Origin of the sequence: Exiguobacterium sp. s168 (genome assembly GCF_018619035.1) — a bacterium.
GTDB classification, from domain to species: Bacteria; Bacillota; Bacilli; order Exiguobacteriales; family Exiguobacteriaceae; genus Exiguobacterium_A; species Exiguobacterium_A acetylicum.
The window spans coordinates 71,372-91,272 of sequence record NZ_JACSNE010000001.1 but is presented as its reverse complement, the minus strand read 5'-3'; the positions used below and the strand labels follow the sequence as shown (position 1 = coordinate 91,272).

General features: G+C 50.1%; 19 protein-coding genes and 1 other annotated feature. All 19 genes read right to left on the bottom strand.

The annotated features are described in order from the left end of the window. Positions 1–70: 70 nt before the first annotated feature. Positions 71–712, bottom strand: coding sequence for an orotate phosphoribosyltransferase (gene pyrE / locus KNQ15_RS00475; RefSeq protein ID WP_481266371.1), 642 nt, complete (start codon positions 710–712; stop codon positions 71–73). Further along, positions 700–1,401 (bottom strand): orotidine-5'-phosphate decarboxylase, encoded by a 702-nt coding sequence (gene pyrF / locus KNQ15_RS00470; protein ID WP_214727050.1) that lies wholly within the window; start codon positions 1,399–1,401, stop codon positions 700–702. The genes pyrE and pyrF overlap by 13 nt, the downstream gene beginning before the upstream one ends. Further along, positions 1,376–2,305, bottom strand: a complete 930-nt coding sequence (locus KNQ15_RS00465; RefSeq protein ID WP_214727334.1) for a dihydroorotate dehydrogenase — start codon at positions 2,303–2,305, stop codon at positions 1,376–1,378. Before KNQ15_RS00465 ends, pyrF begins: the two co-directional genes overlap by 26 nt. After that, positions 2,305–3,036: a dihydroorotate dehydrogenase electron transfer subunit gene (locus tag KNQ15_RS00460; RefSeq protein ID WP_214727048.1), complete on the bottom strand. Its 732-nt coding sequence runs from the start codon at positions 3,034–3,036 to the stop codon at positions 2,305–2,307. The genes KNQ15_RS00465 and KNQ15_RS00460 overlap by 1 nt, the downstream gene beginning before the upstream one ends. After that, positions 3,033–6,242, bottom strand: a complete 3,210-nt coding sequence (carB, locus tag KNQ15_RS00455; RefSeq protein WP_214727046.1) for a carbamoyl-phosphate synthase large subunit — start codon at positions 6,240–6,242, stop codon at positions 3,033–3,035. Before carB ends, KNQ15_RS00460 begins: the two co-directional genes overlap by 4 nt. Further along, positions 6,235–7,323 carry a carbamoyl phosphate synthase small subunit gene (locus tag KNQ15_RS00450; protein WP_214727044.1) on the bottom strand — a complete coding sequence of 363 codons (1,089 nt, stop codon included), beginning with the start codon at positions 7,321–7,323 and terminating at the stop codon, positions 6,235–6,237. The genes carB and KNQ15_RS00450 overlap by 8 nt, the downstream gene beginning before the upstream one ends. Continuing rightward, positions 7,316–8,587 (bottom strand): dihydroorotase, encoded by a 1,272-nt coding sequence (locus KNQ15_RS00445; RefSeq protein ID WP_214727036.1) that lies wholly within the window; start codon positions 8,585–8,587, stop codon positions 7,316–7,318. The genes KNQ15_RS00450 and KNQ15_RS00445 overlap by 8 nt, the downstream gene beginning before the upstream one ends. After that, entirely contained in the window at positions 8,571–9,506 is a 936-nt protein-coding gene (locus KNQ15_RS00440; protein WP_214727034.1) for an aspartate carbamoyltransferase catalytic subunit, read from the bottom strand. Before KNQ15_RS00440 ends, KNQ15_RS00445 begins: the two co-directional genes overlap by 17 nt. A 122-nt stretch (positions 9,507–9,628) precedes the next feature. Beyond that, positions 9,629–10,942, bottom strand: a complete 1,314-nt coding sequence (locus KNQ15_RS00435; protein ID WP_029342128.1) for a uracil-xanthine permease family protein — start codon at positions 10,940–10,942, stop codon at positions 9,629–9,631. Between the two features lie 51 nt (positions 10,943–10,993). Beyond that, complete coding sequence (gene pyrR, locus KNQ15_RS00430; protein ID WP_029342129.1) at positions 10,994–11,524, bottom strand: bifunctional pyr operon transcriptional regulator/uracil phosphoribosyltransferase PyrR; 531 nt, start codon at positions 11,522–11,524, stop codon at positions 10,994–10,996. Positions 11,525–11,772: 248 nt separating this feature from the next. Further along, positions 11,773–12,696 carry an RluA family pseudouridine synthase gene (locus KNQ15_RS00425; protein WP_047393734.1) on the bottom strand — a complete coding sequence of 308 codons (924 nt, stop codon included), beginning with the start codon at positions 12,694–12,696 and terminating at the stop codon, positions 11,773–11,775. After that, positions 12,693–13,169: a signal peptidase II gene (gene lspA, locus KNQ15_RS00420; protein WP_029342131.1), complete on the bottom strand. Its 477-nt coding sequence runs from the start codon at positions 13,167–13,169 to the stop codon at positions 12,693–12,695. Before lspA ends, KNQ15_RS00425 begins: the two co-directional genes overlap by 4 nt. Positions 13,170–13,241: 72 nt before the next feature. Next, positions 13,242–15,977, bottom strand: coding sequence for an isoleucine--tRNA ligase (gene ileS / locus KNQ15_RS00415; protein WP_214727031.1), 2,736 nt, complete (start codon positions 15,975–15,977; stop codon positions 13,242–13,244). Positions 15,978–16,034: 57 nt separating this feature from the next. Beyond that, positions 16,035–16,275: a binding site (T-box leader), on the bottom strand. Position 16,276: 1 nt separating this feature from the next. Beyond that, a complete protein-coding gene (locus tag KNQ15_RS00410) occupies positions 16,277–16,798 on the bottom strand; it encodes a DivIVA domain-containing protein (RefSeq protein ID WP_023468794.1) in 522 nt (173 codons plus the stop codon). A gap of 25 nt (positions 16,799–16,823) precedes the next feature. Next, a complete protein-coding gene (locus KNQ15_RS00405) occupies positions 16,824–17,594 on the bottom strand; it encodes a YlmH family RNA-binding protein (RefSeq protein WP_029342133.1) in 771 nt (256 codons plus the stop codon). Then, positions 17,591–17,866, bottom strand: coding sequence for a YggT family protein (locus KNQ15_RS00400; protein WP_023468796.1), 276 nt, complete (start codon positions 17,864–17,866; stop codon positions 17,591–17,593). The genes KNQ15_RS00405 and KNQ15_RS00400 overlap by 4 nt, the downstream gene beginning before the upstream one ends. Positions 17,867–17,868: 2 nt before the next feature. After that, on the bottom strand, positions 17,869–18,195 hold the full coding sequence (locus KNQ15_RS00395; RefSeq protein ID WP_231496839.1) for a cell division protein SepF: 327 nt from the start codon (positions 18,193–18,195) through the stop codon (positions 17,869–17,871). A 193-nt stretch (positions 18,196–18,388) separates the two neighbouring features. Next, positions 18,389–19,060: a YggS family pyridoxal phosphate-dependent enzyme gene (locus KNQ15_RS00390; RefSeq protein WP_214727017.1), complete on the bottom strand. Its 672-nt coding sequence runs from the start codon at positions 19,058–19,060 to the stop codon at positions 18,389–18,391. After that, complete coding sequence (pgeF, locus tag KNQ15_RS00385) at positions 19,047–19,823, bottom strand: peptidoglycan editing factor PgeF (protein ID WP_069940846.1); 777 nt, start codon at positions 19,821–19,823, stop codon at positions 19,047–19,049. Before pgeF ends, KNQ15_RS00390 begins: the two co-directional genes overlap by 14 nt. Positions 19,824–19,901: the final 78 nt, after the last annotated feature.

Below are 19,901 nucleotides of genomic sequence, written 5' to 3'. Positions count from 1 at the left end.
CTCCTTTATTTTTCTAGTGTACCAAATCTCACACGAGAAATCGTAGGTCGTCCGACGGAATCTATCGATTTTAAACGTTCGCTGTAAAACGTTCACTCCAAGCAACTGGATCTTTCGACCAATCCGCCAACTGTTTTTGCTCTTCTATAGTAATATCGCCTTGTTGTTGCGCCGTTTCGAGTAACGCTTCAAACGTCAGTAATGCATCCGCTTCAATTTTTGCGTCGCGGAGATTGTTTGATAAGCGCTCCATCCCGTATGAGAAGATCGCTTGAATGCGAACGACATCTGCCCCTTTCGCTTGCAAGGCTTCCGCTGCCTCGATCGCAGACATCCCTGTCGATAATAAATCTTCGATGACGACGACACGTTGTCCAGGCTGAATGACACCTTCGATTTGATTCCCTTTACCGTGTTTCTTGTTGCCACTACGTACGTAGACCATCGGTAATCCTAATCGTTCCGCGACGAATGCTGCGTGTGGAATACCTGCCGTCGCGGTTCCCGCAATCACATCGACTGCAAGTCGCTTCACTTTCTCTGCGAGTGCATCCGCAATCAACGAACGAACTTCCGGGTACGAGAGCGTCAAACGATTATCACAATAGATTGGTGAACGAAGTCCACTCGCCCATGTGTATGGATCGTTTGGCGATAAGGTGACGGCTTCAATACGGAGTAACGCACTAGCGATTGGATTTACCATGAGAATTGCCCCTTCCATTGTTCAAGTAACATCTGATAGACCTGTTCTGGATGTTCAGCACGTGTAATCGGACGACCGATCACTAAATCCGACGCTCCATTTTGACGAGCGTCAAGAACGGTCGCGACACGCTTTTGATCATCCGCTTGACTGTTCGTCGGACGAATGCCGGGTGTGACGAACCGAAAATCTGCTCGGCAGGCTGTAACTAATTCCGGAAGATCGAGTGCTGAACATACGATACCGTCTAGTCCCGCTGCTTCTGCGAGTTGCGCATACTTACGAACGACTGTTGGCATCGCTCCTTCAATCTTTAAATCGCGTAACATCGCTTCATCCGTCGATGTCAACTGAGTCACGCCAATTAGTTGTGTCTCGGCGTTCGTCTCACGCAGTCCTTCTCGGGCTGCGATCATCATCTCTCTCCCACCGGCAACATGGACGTTCGTCAGTTCGACGCCTAGCTGTCCGATGATACGCATCGTCCGGCGCGCCGTTTCTGGAATGTCGTGGACTTTGACATCGAGGAATACCGCGTGTCCACGCTCGACGAGTTTACGGACGAACGTTCCACCTGCTGCATAAAACAATTCCATCCCGACTTTCACGGCCGGTCGTGTCGTTTCGAACCGTTCGAGAAACGAAAAGACTTCTGCTTCGGTCGGAAAATCAAGCGCGATGTAAAGTTGATTCATATGCTTTCCCCCTGATGTCTAAAATATGATCGATACCCAGTTCGTCCATGCGTTCCGGTAACTGCTGAATCAATTCTTGACAGATATATGGATTGACGAAGTTTGCGGTACCGACGGCAACAGCCGAAGCCCCAGCGTAAATCATTTCCAAGACGTCATCGACCTCCATCACGCCACCCATGCCGATGATTGGGATCGAAACGACTTGCGCGACATCATGAATCATCCGAATCGCGACCGGTTTGATTGATGGACCGGATAATCCACCAATCCGATTGGCAAGGATTGGTTGCCCCGTCCGGACATCGATTCGCATCCCGACGAGTGTATTGATCATCGTCAGTCCGTCTGCGCCTGCTGCTTCGACGGCACGTGCCATCTCGACGATCGAGGTGACGTTCGGTGATAGTTTGACGTAGACCGGTTTAGTCGAGACTCGTTTGACACGTCGGGTCAACTCAGCGGCAAGCGACGGGTCCGTTCCGAATTGAATCCCACCCGATTTGACATTCGGACAGGAAATATTTAATTCCAGTGCATGAATGCCTGGATGCCGACTCATTTTTTCTGCGACGAGCTCATATTCTTCTGGTGTCGAACCCGCGACATTGGCAATAATTGCCGTATCGAACATCTCGAGGAAAGGCAATTTATTCGTTAGGATGCCATCGACACCCGGGTTTTGGAGACCGATCGCATTCAACATCCCCATGCCACTCTCTGCGACACGCGGCGTCGGGTTTCCGTAGCGTTCTTCCCCCGTCGCTGCTTTAATCATGATCGCCCCAAGCTCTGATAAATCATACAACTTCGCATATTCCTCACCGAATCCAAAACATCCGGATGCTGGCATGATCGGATTTTTTAAAGAAAGTCCCGGTAATTCGACACGCAATCGTTCCATCATAATACGACCTCCTCTGCCCGAAAGACCGGACCATCGGAACACGTCTTGACGTACCCGCCCGTCGGTGTTTTACAGACACAGGCAAAACATGCTCCAATGCCGCATCCCATCCGATTTTCAATCGACAGATACTTATGCACGATCGGTTGTTGCTGTAGTGACTTTAACATCGGTTCCGGTCCGCAGGCGAGTAGGACATCGTAGCTTTCCGGACGTAAGGCTGCCGTAACGAACCCTTTCGTACCATGCGTCCCATCGACGGTCGTGACCGTCGTCTTTCCGAGCGCTTGGAATTCCGCTTCGTAAAAAACGCTTGTTGCCGTATCGAATCCTAGAATCGCTTCACATGTCACACCCCGGGCGACGAGTTGGCGCATCGTCTCATATAGCGGTGGCACACCGATTCCTCCACCGACGAGGATGACCCTTTGCTCTCGATCGATTGCATTGATCGGAAACCCGTTTCCGAGCGGACCGAGGGCATCGATCGTATCATCCGGACGCAAGGAAGACAGTTCTGCTGTTCCTTGTCCGATTTCTTTAAAGAGAAACGTGATCAAGTCACGATCGACCCGGGCAATCGAGATCGGTCGGCGTAAGAGTGGACCGACGCGCAGATGCATGAATCGCCCTGGCGCGATGTCCTGAGTTTGCTCGAGGCGACAGACGAGTTCTGTCGCACCTTGAGCTACCGTTCGTCGAGAGACGACCGTCAAGAGTTGCTTCATTGGATCACCACTTTCTTTTCGTGTGTGAAGGCTTGAATCGCACTGGCTTCGAACGAGCGACTTTCGATGACGCGTAGGATTGCTTCCGCCGTATCGAGTGATGTCAGACAGACGACTTGATTCTCGGCTGCTGCCCGGCGAATGATGAAGCCGTCTTTTGTGACTTGTGAGTCCCGACTCATCGTATTGATGACGTATTCGATTTCCCCTTTTTCAATCACGTCGAGCATCGATTCGGAAGACGAGTCGATTTTGCCGACCGTCTGGACCGGTAATCCTTGCGCCGTCAAGTAGGCTGCCGTTCCTTCCGTTGCAAGTAACGTGAATCCCAGTGAGGCAAAGCGTCGTGCGAGATCCGTCATTTCTGCTTTATCTGGATCTGCGACCGTCAAGAGGACACGACCGTGCTCTGGAATCGCCATCCCTGATGCGAGCAACCCTTTATAGAGCGCTTTTTCAAGCGTCCGATCCGTTCCGATGACTTCACCAGTCGATTTCATTTCCGGTCCGAGCGTCGGATCAACTTCTTTAAGCTTCGCAAATGAGAAGACCGGCACTTTAACCGAGACGAGTGGTTCTTCCGGTAGGACACCACTTGTTAACCCATAAGAAGCAAGTGTCTCACCGAGAATGATATCCGTTGCGAGACGCGCGACCGGAAGTCCCGTCACTTTCGAGATGAATGGCACCGTCCGGCTGGCACGCGGATTAACTTCAAGGACATAGAGGGCGCCATCCGCGTAGACGAACTGGATGTTGAGTAAGCCTTTGATGCCGAATGCTTTCGCGATCCGTGTCGTGTAGTCGACGATCCGGTCCTTGATGTTTTGGGAGACACGTTGTGGCGGATAGACACCAATCGAGTCACCCGAGTGAACACCAGCACGTTCGATATGCTCCATGATGCCTGGAATGACGACATCCGTTCCGTCACAGATCGCGTCGACTTCGAGTTCGATTCCTGTCAGGTAGCGGTCGACGAGGACCGGTCGTTCCGGTGAGGCGATGACCGCGTGTTTCATGTAATGTTCGAGTTCTTCTTGAGCATAGACGATTTCCATTGCCCGACCGCCGAGGACATACGATGGACGAACGAGGACTGGGTAACCGAGTGACGCCGCTGCCGTGACCGCTTCTTCGACCGTGACGGCCGTTTGACCTGGAGGCTGTGGAATGTCGAGCGCCGTCAACGCTGCTTCGAACTGCTTCCGGTCCTCAGCTCGGTCAAGATCCTCAAGCGATGTCCCGAGAATCTTTACACCTTCTGCTGCTAATGACTCGGCTAAGTTGATCGCTGTCTGTCCACCGAACTGGACGATAACACCGAGTGGACGTTCATTTCGGATGACTTCCAGTACATCCTCCGTCGTCAATGGTTCAAAGTAAAGACGATCGGAAATCGAGAAGTCGGTCGACACGGTTTCCGGATTGTTGTTGACGATGATTGCTTCGTATCCGGCTTGTCGAATCGCTTGAATCGAATGGACTGTCGCATAATCGAACTCGACTCCTTGACCAATCCGGATCGGACCTGATCCTAAGACGAGAATCGAAGAACGGTTCGTCGCGATCGCTTCATTTTCACGTTCGTATGTTCCGTAGTAGTACGGCGTATCGGACGCGAACTCTGCCGCACACGTATCGACCATCTTATAGACCGGATGAATCGCTTGTGCTTCACGCATCCGGCGAATTTCCGTTTCCGTTTGTCCTGTGATTCGGGCGAGCATCGGGTCACTGAATCCATACCGCTTCACATGCAGGAGCAGTTCAGGTGTCAAACCAGCTGTGACCGATTGCTCAAGCTGCCAAATATGGTGCAACTTTTCAAGGAACAGGCGATCAATCGCCGTCCAGTCATGAATCTGTTCGACGCTATAACCGCGGACGAAGCCCGCGTACAAGGCGAAGAGTCGATCGTCCGTCGCTTGGCGAATCGCTTGTTGTAACGCATCATCTGCCATTTCGATGAAGCGTGGCATATACAGATCCGCTGTACCAATCTCGAGTGAACGAACGGCTTTCAGTAATGCCTCTTCCATCGTCCGTCCCATTGCCATGACCTCACCAGTTGCTTTCATCTGTGTGCCGAGTGTCCGGTCCGCCGTTTCGAATTTATCGAACGGCCAGCGCGGAATCTTGGCGACGACATAATCGAGTGCCGGTTCAAACGAAGCAAAACTTGTCTCGGTGATCGGGTTCTTTAATTCGGATAAGGCATACCCGACGGCAATCTTCGCAGCCAGTTTTGCGATCGGGTAACCCGTCGCTTTTGACGCGAGTGCCGACGAACGAGAGACACGTGGATTGACCTCGATGACATAGTAGTCGAAGCTCGTCGGATCCAGTGCGAACTGGATGTTACATCCACCCTCGATTCCGAGTGCACGAATGATATCGAGCGAGACGTTACGCAACAATTGATAATCGCGATCCGATAACGTTTGCGTCGGAGCGAAGACGATCGAGTCTCCGGTATGAACGCCGACGGGATCGAAGTTTTCCATTGCACAGACGATGATGGCTTGGTTCGTTGCATCGCGCATGACTTCGAACTCGACTTCCTTCATCCCGGCAATTGATTTTTCTAGAAGTACTTGTGTGGCCGGACTTGCCTTGAGTCCCCCTTCGACGATTCGCGTGAACTCTTCTGGTGTGTTGGCGATTCCGCCGCCCGTTCCTCCAAGCGTATACGCCGGACGGATAATGATTGGTAAACCGATCTGTTGCCGGAATTGCTGTGCCTCTTCGAGCGTATGCACGATTTCACTGTCCGGTACACCATGCCCACGTTTAAACATCAGTTGACGGAACAAATCACGATCTTCTGCCTCTTCGATTGCTGACAATTTCGTACCAAGTAACTCGACACCATACTCAGCAAGGACACCGAGACGATCCAGCTCAACAGCCAAGTTCAGACCCGTTTGACCCCCGAGTGTCGCAAGCAAGGCATCAGGACGTTCCTTGCGGATGATCCGCGAGACGAACTCTGCTTGGAGGGGTTCGATGTAGACACGATCAGCGACTGTTGGATCCGTCATGATCGTTGCTGGGTTCGAGTTGACGAGGATGACTTCATATCCTTCTTCCTTCAAGGCTTGACACGCTTGTGTTCCCGCGTAGTCGAATTCAGCTGCTTGTCCGATCACGATTGGACCGGATCCGATAACGAGAATTTTCTGGATATCTTGACGTTTAGGCATGAGAGACCTCCTGTTGTTTCGTGATTTCTTCTAAAAACTGTTGGAATAGACCGTTCGCATCCATTGGACCAGGTGATGCTTCCGGATGGTATTGGACTGAGAAGACCGCTGCTGTCGTATGACGGATTCCTTCGACCGTTCCATCGTTGATCGCAAGATGCGTCACTTCAAGCACGGTATCGCGTAATGACTGTTCGTCGACGGCATACCCGTGGTTTTGCGACGTGATATCGACGCGACCTGTCCGGATATCTTGGACTGGATGATTCGCCCCTCGGTGACCGAATGGGAGCTTGAACGTATCCGCCCCGTGCGCTAGTGCAATCAACTGATGACCGAGACAGATGCCGAAGATGACGACTTTTCCCGTCAATTCTTGAATCATCGGAATCGCCGTTGGGACATCCTTTGGATTCCCTGGTCCGTTCGATAGCATTACACCGTCCGGACGATAGCGTAAGACTTCCGTTGCACTGACGTCGTAGGGCACGACGACGACTTCACAGCCGCGTTTGACGAGTTCGCGGACGATTCCGAGCTTCGCACCGAAATCGACGAGAACGATGCGCGGTCCAGCACCCGGAATGATGTACGCTCGTTCCGTTGAGGCCCGCTTGACTTGATCCGTCTCGATAGGTGCGTTTTGAAGGTGAACCAGTTCTGTTGCTAAATCGAACTCACCGTCAACGAGTCGTCCACGCATGACACCTTTCGAACGGATGTGCCGTGTCAATTGACGCGTATCGATTCCACTTAATCCTGGAATATCAAGATCTTGAAGTGCCGCATCGAGTGACATCTCACTCCGGAAGTTCGACGGTGTCTGACAATGTTCACGTACGATCAATGCTTTAGCGAGTGGACGCGTCGTTTCATAATCTTCTCGGTTAATCCCGTAGTTTCCGATCAACGGATTCGTCAACACGATCATCTGATCGCAGTAAGATGGATCCGATAACATTTCTTGATACCCTGTCATTCCGGTCTGAAAGACGACTTCTCCTGTTGTTGTCGTATCCGAGCCAAACGCTGTTCCTTCAAACGTCATCCCATCCTCTAGTATCAGTGTCCGTTTACGCATGTGCTGTGTCCTCCTTGAATACGATTTCTCCATTGACGAGCGTCATGACCGGGAATCCTTTTAACCGTTCTCCTGCGAACGGTGTGTTCTTACCTTTTGAGCGGAATCGTTCCGGTGATATGGTCCGCTCTGTTTCTAAATCAAGCAGAACCAAATCTGCTTCCGCCCCCACTTCGAGTTTGCCGTAAGGAAGTTCGAAGATCGCTGCTGCCTTGTCTGTCAAATTCCGAATCAGTGTTTCAAGTGTCATCTCACCTTCAACGACGAGTTTTGTATAGAGCAATGGGAAGGCCGTCTCAAACCCTGTGATGCCGAACGGGGCGCGTTCGATACCGAGTGCCTTCTCTTCTGCCGCATGAGGAGCATGATCGGTCGCGATGCAATCAATCGTTCCGTCCGCTAGCCCCTCGAGCAATGCTTGGCGATCCGCTTCACTCCGCAGGGGAGGATTCATTTTAAAGTTCGGATCCTGATTCGGTATGTCTTCATCGATCAACACGAGATGGTGTGGTGTGACTTCTGCCGTCACCCGGATCCCGGCTCGTTTCGCATCACGGATGACACGGACCGATTCTTTCGTCGAAACGTGACAAACATGGTAATGGCAGCCAGTCTCTTCGGCGATCAGGACATCCCGGGCGATGTGGATACTCTCAGCAAGCGATGGAATACCTTGTAGTCCTTCCCGTCGACTATAGTTCCCTTCGTGCACACACCCTGCTTTTAATGAATCATCTTCGCAGTGGGCAACGATCGTTTTCCCGAGCCGTGCCGCTTGTTGCATCGCTGTCCGCATGACTGCTGCCGTCTGGACACCGACACCGTCATCCGTGAACGCAACAGCATCTGTTAGTTGGTCGAACGCGACGAGTTCTTGTCCGAGTTGATTTTTTGAAATCGCCGCGTAAGGCAAAACCCGAACGGACGCCGTTTCTTCAATCTTTTGGAACAAGGCATCGAGTGTTTGGCGATCGTCCGGTACAGGACGCGTGTTCGGCATCGGGCAAATCGTCGTGAATCCTCCCGCTGCAGCTGCTGCCGTTCCCGTTGCTATCGTTTCCTTATGTTCGCCGCCTGGTTCCCGCAGGTGGACATGGATATCGACGAATCCTGGTGAGATGAATAATCCGGATGCATCAATGACCGTTTCTCCAGCTTGTGGTGTTGCTGCTAAATCCGTAATTTTCCCGGCATCGATTCGAATATCCCCCGTCCGAACTTGTCCCGCCTCGAACCATCTCGCATTCTCAATTCGTGTTGTCATCTTCATCGTCTCCTTTGATTGATTTCGTTGAAAAGCACCATTCCAGAATCGCCATGCGGGCAAAGACACCGTTTTTCATCTGTTCAAAGATCCGTGATCGCGGATGTTCGACCAGTTCGTCGGCAATCTCGACTCCCCGATTGACCGGTGCCGGATGAAGCACGATCGCGGAATGCTTCATGCGGTTCATCCGCTCATGCGTTAATCCATACGTCGCGTGATAGACTGCTGGATCAAATCGCGTCGTCCCGTCATGCCGTTCGTGCTGGACACGCAGTAACATCAAGATGTCGCACTGTTCGACGGCTTCATCCATCGGAAGATACGGTATTCCCATCGCAGGGTCGTACCACTCAATAGGTCCTGATCCATAGACGATGGCACCGAGTCGCTTTAAGATGTCCGCGTTCGATCGGGCGACGCGACTATGTTGTAAGTCCCCACAGATGACGACGACTTTTCCTTCGACCGTTCCGTACGTCTCGACCATCGTCATCAGATCGAGTAAGGACTGGGACGGATGTTGACCGCTCCCGTCTCCCGCATTGATGATCGGAATATCGAGCGTTGCTAGTAGTTCTTCGTAATAGCCGGTCGCCCCGTGACGAATGACCAACCCATCTGCGCCGATTGCTTCAAGCGTCTTGCACGTATCGCGTAACGTCTCCCCTTTTTGTACGGAGGAAGTCGCGGTTTCGAACGGTAGTAGATGCATGTTCAGGCGATGCTCTGCCATCTCAAAGGAAGAGCGTGTCCGGGTCGAGTTTTCAAAGAACAGATTGACGAGTGTCTTATCGGAAAAATCTGGTGCTGGCTCGCCCCGTTTAAAAGCGAGACTGCGTTCAATCAAAGAATTGATCTCTGTCGTGGATAAGCTTTCTAAATTGACGAAATGCCGGTTTTTTAGGATCGTCTTCATATCATTCACTCCTTTTCAGGTCATGAAAAGGCGCACCTTCTAAGTGAAGGTGCGCCGAAAGAAGGCAGAGTGATTCCCTGCATCTTTTCATGGCCCTCACTTTATCGTTCTCTCGGAACGTCTTAAAAGTTGTTAGCTACGGATTGAGTTGTAGAGGTTTCCGTTGTTTCTTCGACCTGCTCTGTCGTTTTCGGAAGGACTAGATTCAGGATGATCCCAAGAATCGTCGCCAGTGCCATCCCTTCGAGAGAGAAGTTGCCGATTTTGAGCGCTGCGCCTCCGATACCCGTGACGAGAATGACGGCTGTAATCGTCAAGTTTCGTTTATCGGCAAGATCAATCTTACTTTCCGTCAGCGTCCGGAGACCGTTTGACGCGATGACTCCGAATAAGAGGATACTGATCCCGCCCATGACTGGTGTCGGAATCGTCTTGATGAACCCTTCGACATATCCGAGGAAACCGAAACTGATCGCAAGAACCGCCGCACCACCTAGGACAAAGACACTATAGACGCGAGTGATTGACATGACACCGTTGTTTTCACCGTAGGTCGTAACTGGTGGTCCACCGAGCATCGAAGCGACTGTCTTCGCAATCCCGTCGCCAAGTACGGTCCGGTGCATCCCTGGATCAAGGAGCGTCTCGCGCCCGATGATGCGTGATGTCACTTTTTGTTCGCCGATGTGTTCCGTCAGTGTGACGAGCGTCACGGGAACGATCAGTAGCAAGGCTGCTGTATTCCACGATGGTGTGTAACTCAGGAACGGAATCGTGAAGTCCGGCACGTGGAAGAACGTGGCTTGTTGCAGTGGTGTGAAGTCAATGATTCCGACCGATGCCGCAACGAGATAACCAACTGTGATCCCGAACAGGATCGGAATCGTGCTCCACATTCCTTTTAAGTACGTCATCGCAAGGAGTGTGACACCGAGTGTGACCATCGCGACGAGGAAGTACAGTCCGTTGTACTTACCGTCCGCTCCGTTCATCGCCATGTTGACAGCGGTCGGGGCGAGCGATAAACCGATGACCATGATGACCGGTCCGATGACAACCGGCGGGAGTAAGCGAAGCAACCAAGCAGCTCCCGTGTAGCGGATGAGGAGTGAGACAAGTCCGTAAACGAGTCCAGCGACCATTCCGCCGATTAAGGCATCCTCGACACCCCACCGTTCACTGACGGCAATGATCGGGGCAATGTAGGCAAAACTCGAACCAAGATATGTGGGTACTTTGAAGCGGGTAACGGCGAGGAAAATCAGTGTGCCGACTCCGCTTGCGACGAGCGCGACCGATGTGTTGAGTCCCGTTAAGAGCGGGACGAGCACGGTCGCACCAAACATCGCGAAGACGTGTTGCAGGCTGAGCATCAGCCAGTTTAGAGGGTGAGTAGGTACTTCTTGTACATCAAGTACTGCGGCATGTTTTGCCATATGGATGACTCCCTTTCTGGTCTCTCTGGACCACCTTAAAGGTTTTGAATTTTAGCGTTTAATGAATACTTGATCGGCTTCATCGACTTCAGAAAGCGCGACGACGACTTGTTCCTCACGGGATGTCGGGACGTTCTTACCGATGAAATCTGGTCGAATCGGTAACTCCCGATGTCCGCGGTCGACGAGGACAGCGAGTTGAATCATACTTGGTCTTCCGTGGTCGACGAGCGCGTCCATCGCGGCGCGAACGGTGCGTCCTGTGTAGAGGACATCGTCAACGAGGACGACGATTTTCCCGGTGATGTCTTCCGGTAAATCAGAACCTTTGATTTCTGGTTCTAAACTTCGTTTCGACAAGTCATCCCGGTACATCGAGATGTCGACGACACCGAGTAAGACCGGTTTTCCTTCGATTTGTTCGATTCGCTTCGCAAGGCGACGAGCGAGTGTCTCGCCACGCGTCTTGATTCCGACGATCATCAAATCATGAATCCCTTTGTTTCGTTCGATGATTTCATGGGCGATCCGTGTCAGTGCACGTCCAATCGCGGCTTCATCTAAGATGACGGCTGGTTTCATAGTTTCTCCTTTCATACAAAAGACCTTCTGCGGGAATCCGCAGAAGGTCATCGAAGACAGAATCATGGCATACGTATTGTATGCATGCCTACACACAATCGTGGTAGGTTCTCCCTTTCGCAGCCTCTCCGGACTCGATTAAAGGTGATATTAGTTTGGTAGGATCGTCGCTCGGACGACCGAAGTGTCAGTAGAGGATGTCTCGCATCGCTCTCTAGGTGATACTCTACCGTTTTATTAGAAAAACGTCAAGACTCTAATTCAAGTTTTTTCAATTGACCGATTTCAAATGTCATCTCTTCTGGGAGTGGTGCTTCAAACCGCATCCACTCGCCTGTGCGTGGATGTTCGAAACCGAGAACCGCAGCATGCAAGGCTTGACCGTTCATTTTCATCGTCTTGCGTGGACCATATTTCGGGTCACCTGCAAGCGGGAAACCGATATAACGCATATGGACACGGATTTGGTGTGTCCGTCCTGTTTCAAGTTTACATTCAACGACCGTAAAGCCTTCGTACCGATCAAGCACACGGAAATGGGTTACGGCAGACTTTGAATTCTTATCCGTTACCGTCATCCGTTGACGGTCGTTCTTATCGCGTCCGATTGGCGCTTCGATTGTTCCGAGTTCGTGCGGGATTTCACCGTGTACGAGCGCGATGTAAAGACGTTCTGTCGTCTTCTCTTTTAATTGATGCGCGAGCGATTCATGCGCTAAGTCGTTCTTAGCGACCATCAAGAGACCTGACGTATCCTTATCGATCCGGTGAACGATTCCTGGACGTTTGACGCCATTGATGCCTGAGAGATCTTGACAGTGGTGTAATAAGGCGTTGACGAGCGTTCCTGAGACATGACCTGCCGCCGGGTGAACGACCATCCCTTTTGGTTTGTTGACGACGATGACGTCCGAGTCCTCATAGACGACATCAAGTGGGATGTCTTCCGGTAAGATCTCGAGCTCCACCGCTTCCGGGATATGAACGACAATCGATTCCGTTCCCGATAATTTATAGTTCGGTTTGACAACACGACCATCGACTTCGACACGTCCCGCTTTCAACCATTCCTGTACTTGCGAACGCGACCAATCGTTTTGTTCTGCGAGCCATTTATCAATGCGCCCTGTCGCTCCATCCGCTTGCACGGACCATGTTTCTACTTCATTCATTTATCCATCGTTCCTTTCTTAGTCAACCGTTCTTCGAACATGACGCTGATCAGCATCGCGATGACACCAAACGTCAAACAGACGTCTGCGACATTAAAGATCGGAAAATTATAGCCGAACGGGAAGAAGTGGAAGAAATCAACGACTTCTCCTCGTGCCATTCGATCAATGAAATTTCCGATCGCACCACTGAGCAATAACGCGATGCTCCAAGCAAATACCTTATTTTTCGTGCCTTCCTTGTAGAGGAAGTAAATCAATCCAATGACGACGACGACCGTAACGATGAAGAAAAAGCCGAATTTACCTTCGAGCATTCCCCACGCAGCGCCTCGATTCCGATACGAGTTGAGATAAAAGAAATCCGGAATGACCGTGATCGCTTGACCGATCGTCATGTTTTGAACGACGATCCATTTCGTTAACTGGTCGATTCCAACGAGTAAAGCAGCAATCCCTAAGTAAAGCCACATCCTATTGTCCTCCGCATCCAAAAATAATGAGGGACGTCCTGCGAAGTCGCAGTCGCCCCTCCCTTTGTATCATTATAAAGAATTGACGACTTCAGTACAACGTGGGCAAAGCGTCGGATGAGCCGGATCTTGTCCGAGTTCCGTCGAATAGGTCCAACAACGTTCACATTTTTCACCGTCAGCTTTTTGAACCGTGATGCCGGTCGTCTCATACGTCTTATCCGCTGTTTCCACGAATTCGAGTTGTGAGACTTGGAGTAACTGCTCAAGATGATCGATTGTTCCGAGCAAGGCTTTTGTTTCTTCTTTCGGCGCAAGTAAGAGTTTCGCTTCAAGTGTCTTACCGACGAGTTTCTCAACACGTGCTTCCTCGAGTGCTTTTAAGACATCATCGCGGAACGTCAGGAACGCGTTCCATTTCTCGATGAGGGCAAGTCCTTCTTCTGAGACTTCGACCGTTTCCGGAAGGTCCGTCAAGAAGATACTCTTCGTCTCAACAGCTGGTACGAACTCCCATGCTTCGTCTGCTGTGTGTGGCAGGACAGGTGCCATCAATTGCAACAAGGCGACGACTGTATCATACATGACCGTCTGAACCGCACGACGCGACGTCGCGTCTGCTTTTTCGATATACAGGATATCTTTCGTGTAATCGAGGTAGAACGACGACAAATCAAGGACGCAGAAGTTGTGGAGCAATTGATAGACCGACATGAAGTCGTACGCATCATATGCCGCTTTTACTTTTCCAACAAGTTGGTCCAATTTCGTCCGCATGAAACGGTCTGACTCTGGTAAGTCTTCAAATGCGACACGATGCGCCGCAGGATCGAATTGATCCAAGTTTCCGAGAAGGAAACGAACCGTGTTGCGGATTTTCCGGTATGACTCTGAGACTTGTTTGAAGTTATCCATCGACGCCCGGACATCGGCTTGATAATCAACAGATGCGACCCATAAGCGAAGAATCTCTGCTCCGAATTGTTGCATGACTTGGATCGGTGCGATCGTGTTACCGATCGATTTAGACATCTTACGACCTTGACCATCCAAGACGAATCCGTGACTGACGACCGCTTTATATGGTGCTTTCCCTGTCGTTGCGACAGCTGTCGATAACGAAGAGTTAAACCAACCGCGGTATTGGTCAGATCCTTCAAGATAGAGATCCGCCGGACGCGTCAATTCAGGACGTGTCGCAAGGACACCGGCATGTGATGAACCAGAATCGAACCAGACATCCATGATGTCCGTTTCTTTTTTGAAGATACCGTTCGGGCTTGCTGGATGTGTGAATCCTTCAGGAAGCAAGTCGACTGCTTCGCGCTCATACCAGACGTTTGATCCGTGAGCTGCGAACAGGTTCGCGATATGATCAATCGTTTCCGGTGTGACGATTTCCGTACCGTCTTCAGCGTAGAAGATTGGAAGTGGTACACCCCAAGCGCGTTGACGTGAGATGACCCAGTCGCCGCGGTCTTTAAACATGTTGTGAAGACGTGTTTCGCCCCACTCTGGTACCCACTGGACGCCTTTGATCTCATCAAGGATTTCTGCACGGAAGTCTTTGATTGAAGCGAACCACTGTGGCGTTGCCCGGAAGATGACCGGTTTTTTCGTCCGCCAGTCGTGTGGATACGAGTGTTTGATGAACGATAGTTTTAAGAGAGCGCCTGCTTCTTCGAGGGCGAGACCGATTTCTTTGTTCGCATCCTCATAGAACATACCTTCAAATCCAGGAGCTTCTGCTGTCATGACTCCTTTATCGTCAACTGGGCAAAGGACGTCAAGACCGTACGCTTGACCGATGCGGAAGTCATCTTCCCCGTGACCTGGAGCTGTATGAACGACACCTGTCGCTTCTGCTGTAACGTGATCGCCAAGCATGACGAGTGATTCACGATCGTAAAGCGGATGTTTTGCCTTGATGTACTCGAAGTCCGCACCATTGAAGACACGTCCGACTGTTGCATCTTCCCATCCGAGTGCTTCGATGACTTCAGGAACGAGTGTTTCCGCTACGATATAGCCTTTTCCTTGATATTCGATCCGCGCATACGTCAGTTCCGCACTGACAGAGATTCCAAGGTTCGCTGGAATCGTCCATGGTGTCGTCGTCCAGATGACGAAATGATCCGTCGGCTCTAAGATGTTTTTTCCGTCCATGACTTGGAACGCGACATAGATGGCAGCTGATCGTTTATCTTGATATTCGATTTCTGCTTCAGCTAGTGCCGATTCAGAAGACGGTGACCAATAGACTGGCTTCTTCCCTTTATAGATATAGCCTTTGTTCGCCATATCTCCGAATAAACGAATTTGCGCTGCTTCAAATTCTGGTTGCAGGGTGATATATGGGTTGTCATAGTCACCGAGAACGCCGAGGCGTTTGAATTGCTCGCGTTGGTGATCGACTTGTTCGAGCGCATATTTCGCACATAATTCACGGAATTCCGCGACCGTCATCGATTTACGATCAACGCCGGCTTTTTGAAGTGCTGTTTCGATTGGTAATCCGTGTGTGTCCCAACCTGGTACGTAAGGCGACTGGAAGCCATTCATCGATTTATAACGAACGATAATGTCCTTTAAAACTTTATTCAATCCGTGACCCATGTGGATGTCACCATTCGCATACGGAGGACCATCGTGAAGGATGAACGTTGGCTTCCCAGCATTTTTTTCTTGGACCGCAGCGTAGAGGTTCATCTCTTCCCAACGTGCTTGCATATCTGGTTCACGTTTCGGCAAGTTGCCTCGCATTAAAAACTCCGTTTTCATCATCAATAAGGTTTCTTTGTAATCCATCTGACCATCTCTCACCTTTCGCTTTAAAAGTACAAAAAAAGCCAAGCTCATCCCTGAGATAGGGACGAGCTTGGCTGAACTCGCGGTACCACCCTACTAATCCTGCTCGTCAATTCGACGAAACAAGACCGCTTAAGTACTCGATAACGGGAGTGAGCCGGCATGACTTACTGTTCAGCGAACGTTCAGTCATGCACTCCAAGGGGATACCCCATCTTTTTCGTTGTTCGGGCTTCCACCATTCCCCGATTCGCTGTCAACCGTCCAAGATGCGACGTGTCCTTGTCATTGATTTTTATTTATACGACATCGTCGTCATTATACGCAACTGCTGGAACATCGTCAAGCGCTCCACGAGAAGAGAAATCAAACGCATCCCAGTCATGGCTCGTCAATAATTCCATCTGTGCATCGATCAATACTTTGAATCGATTACGATAGAGTTCGATTTTTTTGCGCATTTGCTCTACTTCGAAGTCTGTCCGTTGTGCCCGGCGTTGCGCCGCATCTTGCAACTGCTCTGCTTCACGTTCTGCTTGCTTTAGGATCAAGCTCGCTTCTTTTGAAGCATTGGCTTTGACTTCTTCAGCCGCTTCCTGTGCGACAATGATCGATTTGTTCAATGTTTCTTCCATCGAACTAAAGTAATCGACGCGTGCTTGCATGTTTTGAATGACTTCCTGTTGTTGACGATTCTCACGCAACAACAATTCAAAATCCTTGATGACTTGATCTAGGAATTCGTTCACTTCATCTTCGTCATAGCCGCGAAACTTTCGTGTGAACTCCTTATTATGAATATCGAGTGGCGTTAATGGCATGATGAATTCCTCCTCCGCATTTATCTTATCCTTTTAAAATACCGTATTGTAGCTTGATCCGGTCACGTTTCGTTGATCCGAGGATTGCAATCAACTTGACACGTCCCGTTCCACGCAAGGAAAGCAAATCGCCTTCTTCTAGCATGAAACTCGAATCATCCACTACTTTATAATTGACCTTACTTTCACCTTGTTTAATGAGCGTCTGTGCTTTTTGACGTGAGAAGCCGAGAATTTCACTCACGACCGTATCGAACCGGAGTGAACTGACGAACCCAAGTGTCTCTTCCCACTCTTGATCCTTCACTTTCAAACGGTCTTCCGCCTCAACACGTGAAAGACGAATCTTCGTCTTCCCTGCTCGTTCGACGTTTGCTTCGATATAGGTCGCGACTTCGTCCGCGACGGCAAATTGTACTTGATCCTGGATGATGACGTCGCCGAATTTGGCTCGTTTCAATCCGACGTTCAATAATGTACCGGTGACTTGACGATGAGAAAGTTCAACGAATTTAGTAGGATAATGAATGCGATAGATGGAGATGTCAAAGTCATCCGCGTTGTATTCATAATAATCTGGTGCGAGGATTGCCCGTTTACGTTCAGCGCCTTCGAAACCGCCCTCAAAAAAGAGGGCGCATTTCGAACCGACGAGTTCTTGTGTGATTTGTTGTTCACGTGGATCTAGGAAATCCGTTAATTTGAACGTATAGGTCGCTTCCACATGATCGATCCAGTTCAAGACTGAATCGACGAATTCCCGCTCGCTTCCACGATAATGATCGTATACGCTCATACTAAAAAGATTGCTCGAATGCCCGATTGAGCCAAGTTCAAGACGAGGAAGGCTACAATCGGCGAGATATCCAGCATGCCCCCGATAGGCGGGATGATACGACGGAAGGGCGCTAGGAATGGCTCGACTAACATTGCGAGCACTTGTCCGAATTTCGAATCACGGGCATTCGGGAACCACGATAGCAGGATATAAACGATCATGACGTAACTGTAATACTGTAATAACGTACTCAATGTACGACCAATTGCGTACATCACTTGAGAATCCATACTTACCACCCCTTATGATTAATATCATCTTCTCCAAGAAGATTCGAGATGCTACCAGCCAACTCGACATTGTTCGGGACACAGAGGAGGGTATTCTGACTGATCGTCGTAATCGTTCCATCGAGAGCGAAGACGACACCAGATAAGAAATTGATCATCTGTCGTGATTGATCTTTTGACATACGCTGCATATTGACGATGACAGCACGGTTCTGACGAAGATGTTCCCCGATTTCCTGGGCTTCGTTGAAGACACGTGGTTCACTCAAAATAACTTGCGATTTCGTTTTTTTCGTCGCATGAAGCGGCACGATATTCGATTGTCTCACGCTGTCCTCCTTTTGAGTAACACTTGGGGTAGATTCCTCGTAATACTCTTCGTACTCTTGCTGTGAAGCACCTCTACCTTTATTTATTGTAGCATCATTTTCATATTCAAGTTCATCTAAATCGTCGCTGTTGCCGAGAAATAGATTTTGCATTTTTGATTTAAAACCCATATCCATTCTCCCTTCTTCTCGTTTAGGTGTGAACGAGCGTCGTCCCGATTCGGACGAACGTCGCCCCTTCTTCGATGGCGATTTCAAAATCAGACGACATTCCCATAGATAACTCCATACATGGAGCATACGACAATTTTTTCGCCTTGACCTCTTCTTGCAATGTTTTTAATGAACGAAATACCTCACGGATACGCGTCGCATCTTCCGTTAACGGTGCCATCGTCATCAGTCCGATGACACGAATCGCTGGATACTGACCGATTTCATGTAAGAACGACGGTACATCCTCAGGTGCAATGCCTTGCTTCGATTCTTCTCCAGAAACGTTGACTTGAATGAAACAATCAATGATTCGGTCCGTTCGTTTATTGATCTCTTCCGCCAAATGAAGACGGTCGAGGGAATGCAACACGTCAATGGCATCGATGATTTGACGAACTTTACGTGTCTGTAACGTACCGATGAAGTGCCACGTACATGCCGTTCGTCCGAGTTCCGCCTGTTTTTCAAGTAGTCCATCCGGACGGTTTTCTCCGAGATGTGTCACGCCTGCCGCTAATAATTCAGAAGCAACTTGACTTGAGACTGATTTCGTCACGCCAATCAACTGTACCTGCTTTTCAGAAGAACTCTTTTCGCTTGCTTGTTCCATTCGTTTCGTAACCTCTTGTACATTATCAAGAATTGACATCCAATGACTCCTTTACGATCAAACTTGCAAAGCGACCACCGTGGTCGCCGTGGCGATAAGAGAAGTAATCTTCCGCCTGACAGTGTGTACATAGACCTGTGTCCAGGACATCACCGACTCCACAACGCTCAGCTAGCGCAGCGTTCGTTTTTTGTAGCGATAACATCGCTTTTCCATCTTCCTTGCGTATGTAAGGAGTCTCATCGAGTTCAAGCGCATCGATTGCATCGATGACGGGTTGATCGACTTCGTAACAACAATCACGGATCGAGGGACCAATGACCATTTGAATCGATGAACGACTCGCACCCGCACGTTCCATTTGCTTGACTGTTTCCTCGACGATATTGCCGACAGTTCCGCGCCAACCGGCGTGCGTATTCGCGATGATTCCTGTCGTCGGATCACAGAAGACAAGCGGAACACAGTCAGCGAAGAGCATCATCAATAAAACATTCGAATCAGTCGTCACCAATCCATCTGTACCCGGAATCGCTGTTTCGTAATCCAAAGCACCGCGCCCAGAGTCAAGTGTCGTCACCTGTTCGACGTGATTTCCGTGAACTTGCTGTGCCCAAATCGAGTTCTCGAGGGATAGATCAAGCTGACGTGCGATGACTTGTCGGTTCTGGATGACACCGTCGCGATCATCGTTGACATGTAATCCTAAATTTCCGTTTTCATGAGGGGCAGCGAACTTCGTCGTAAAGGCGGCACGTACGGTACCTGTCGGTGTATCCCATTTGATCCATTGTCCAAACATGTTCATGCCTCCTTTGATTTTAAAAAAAGAGGCGCCGCTTTCGCGACACCTCATCGTTTAGCAGTCGTGTCACTGGAA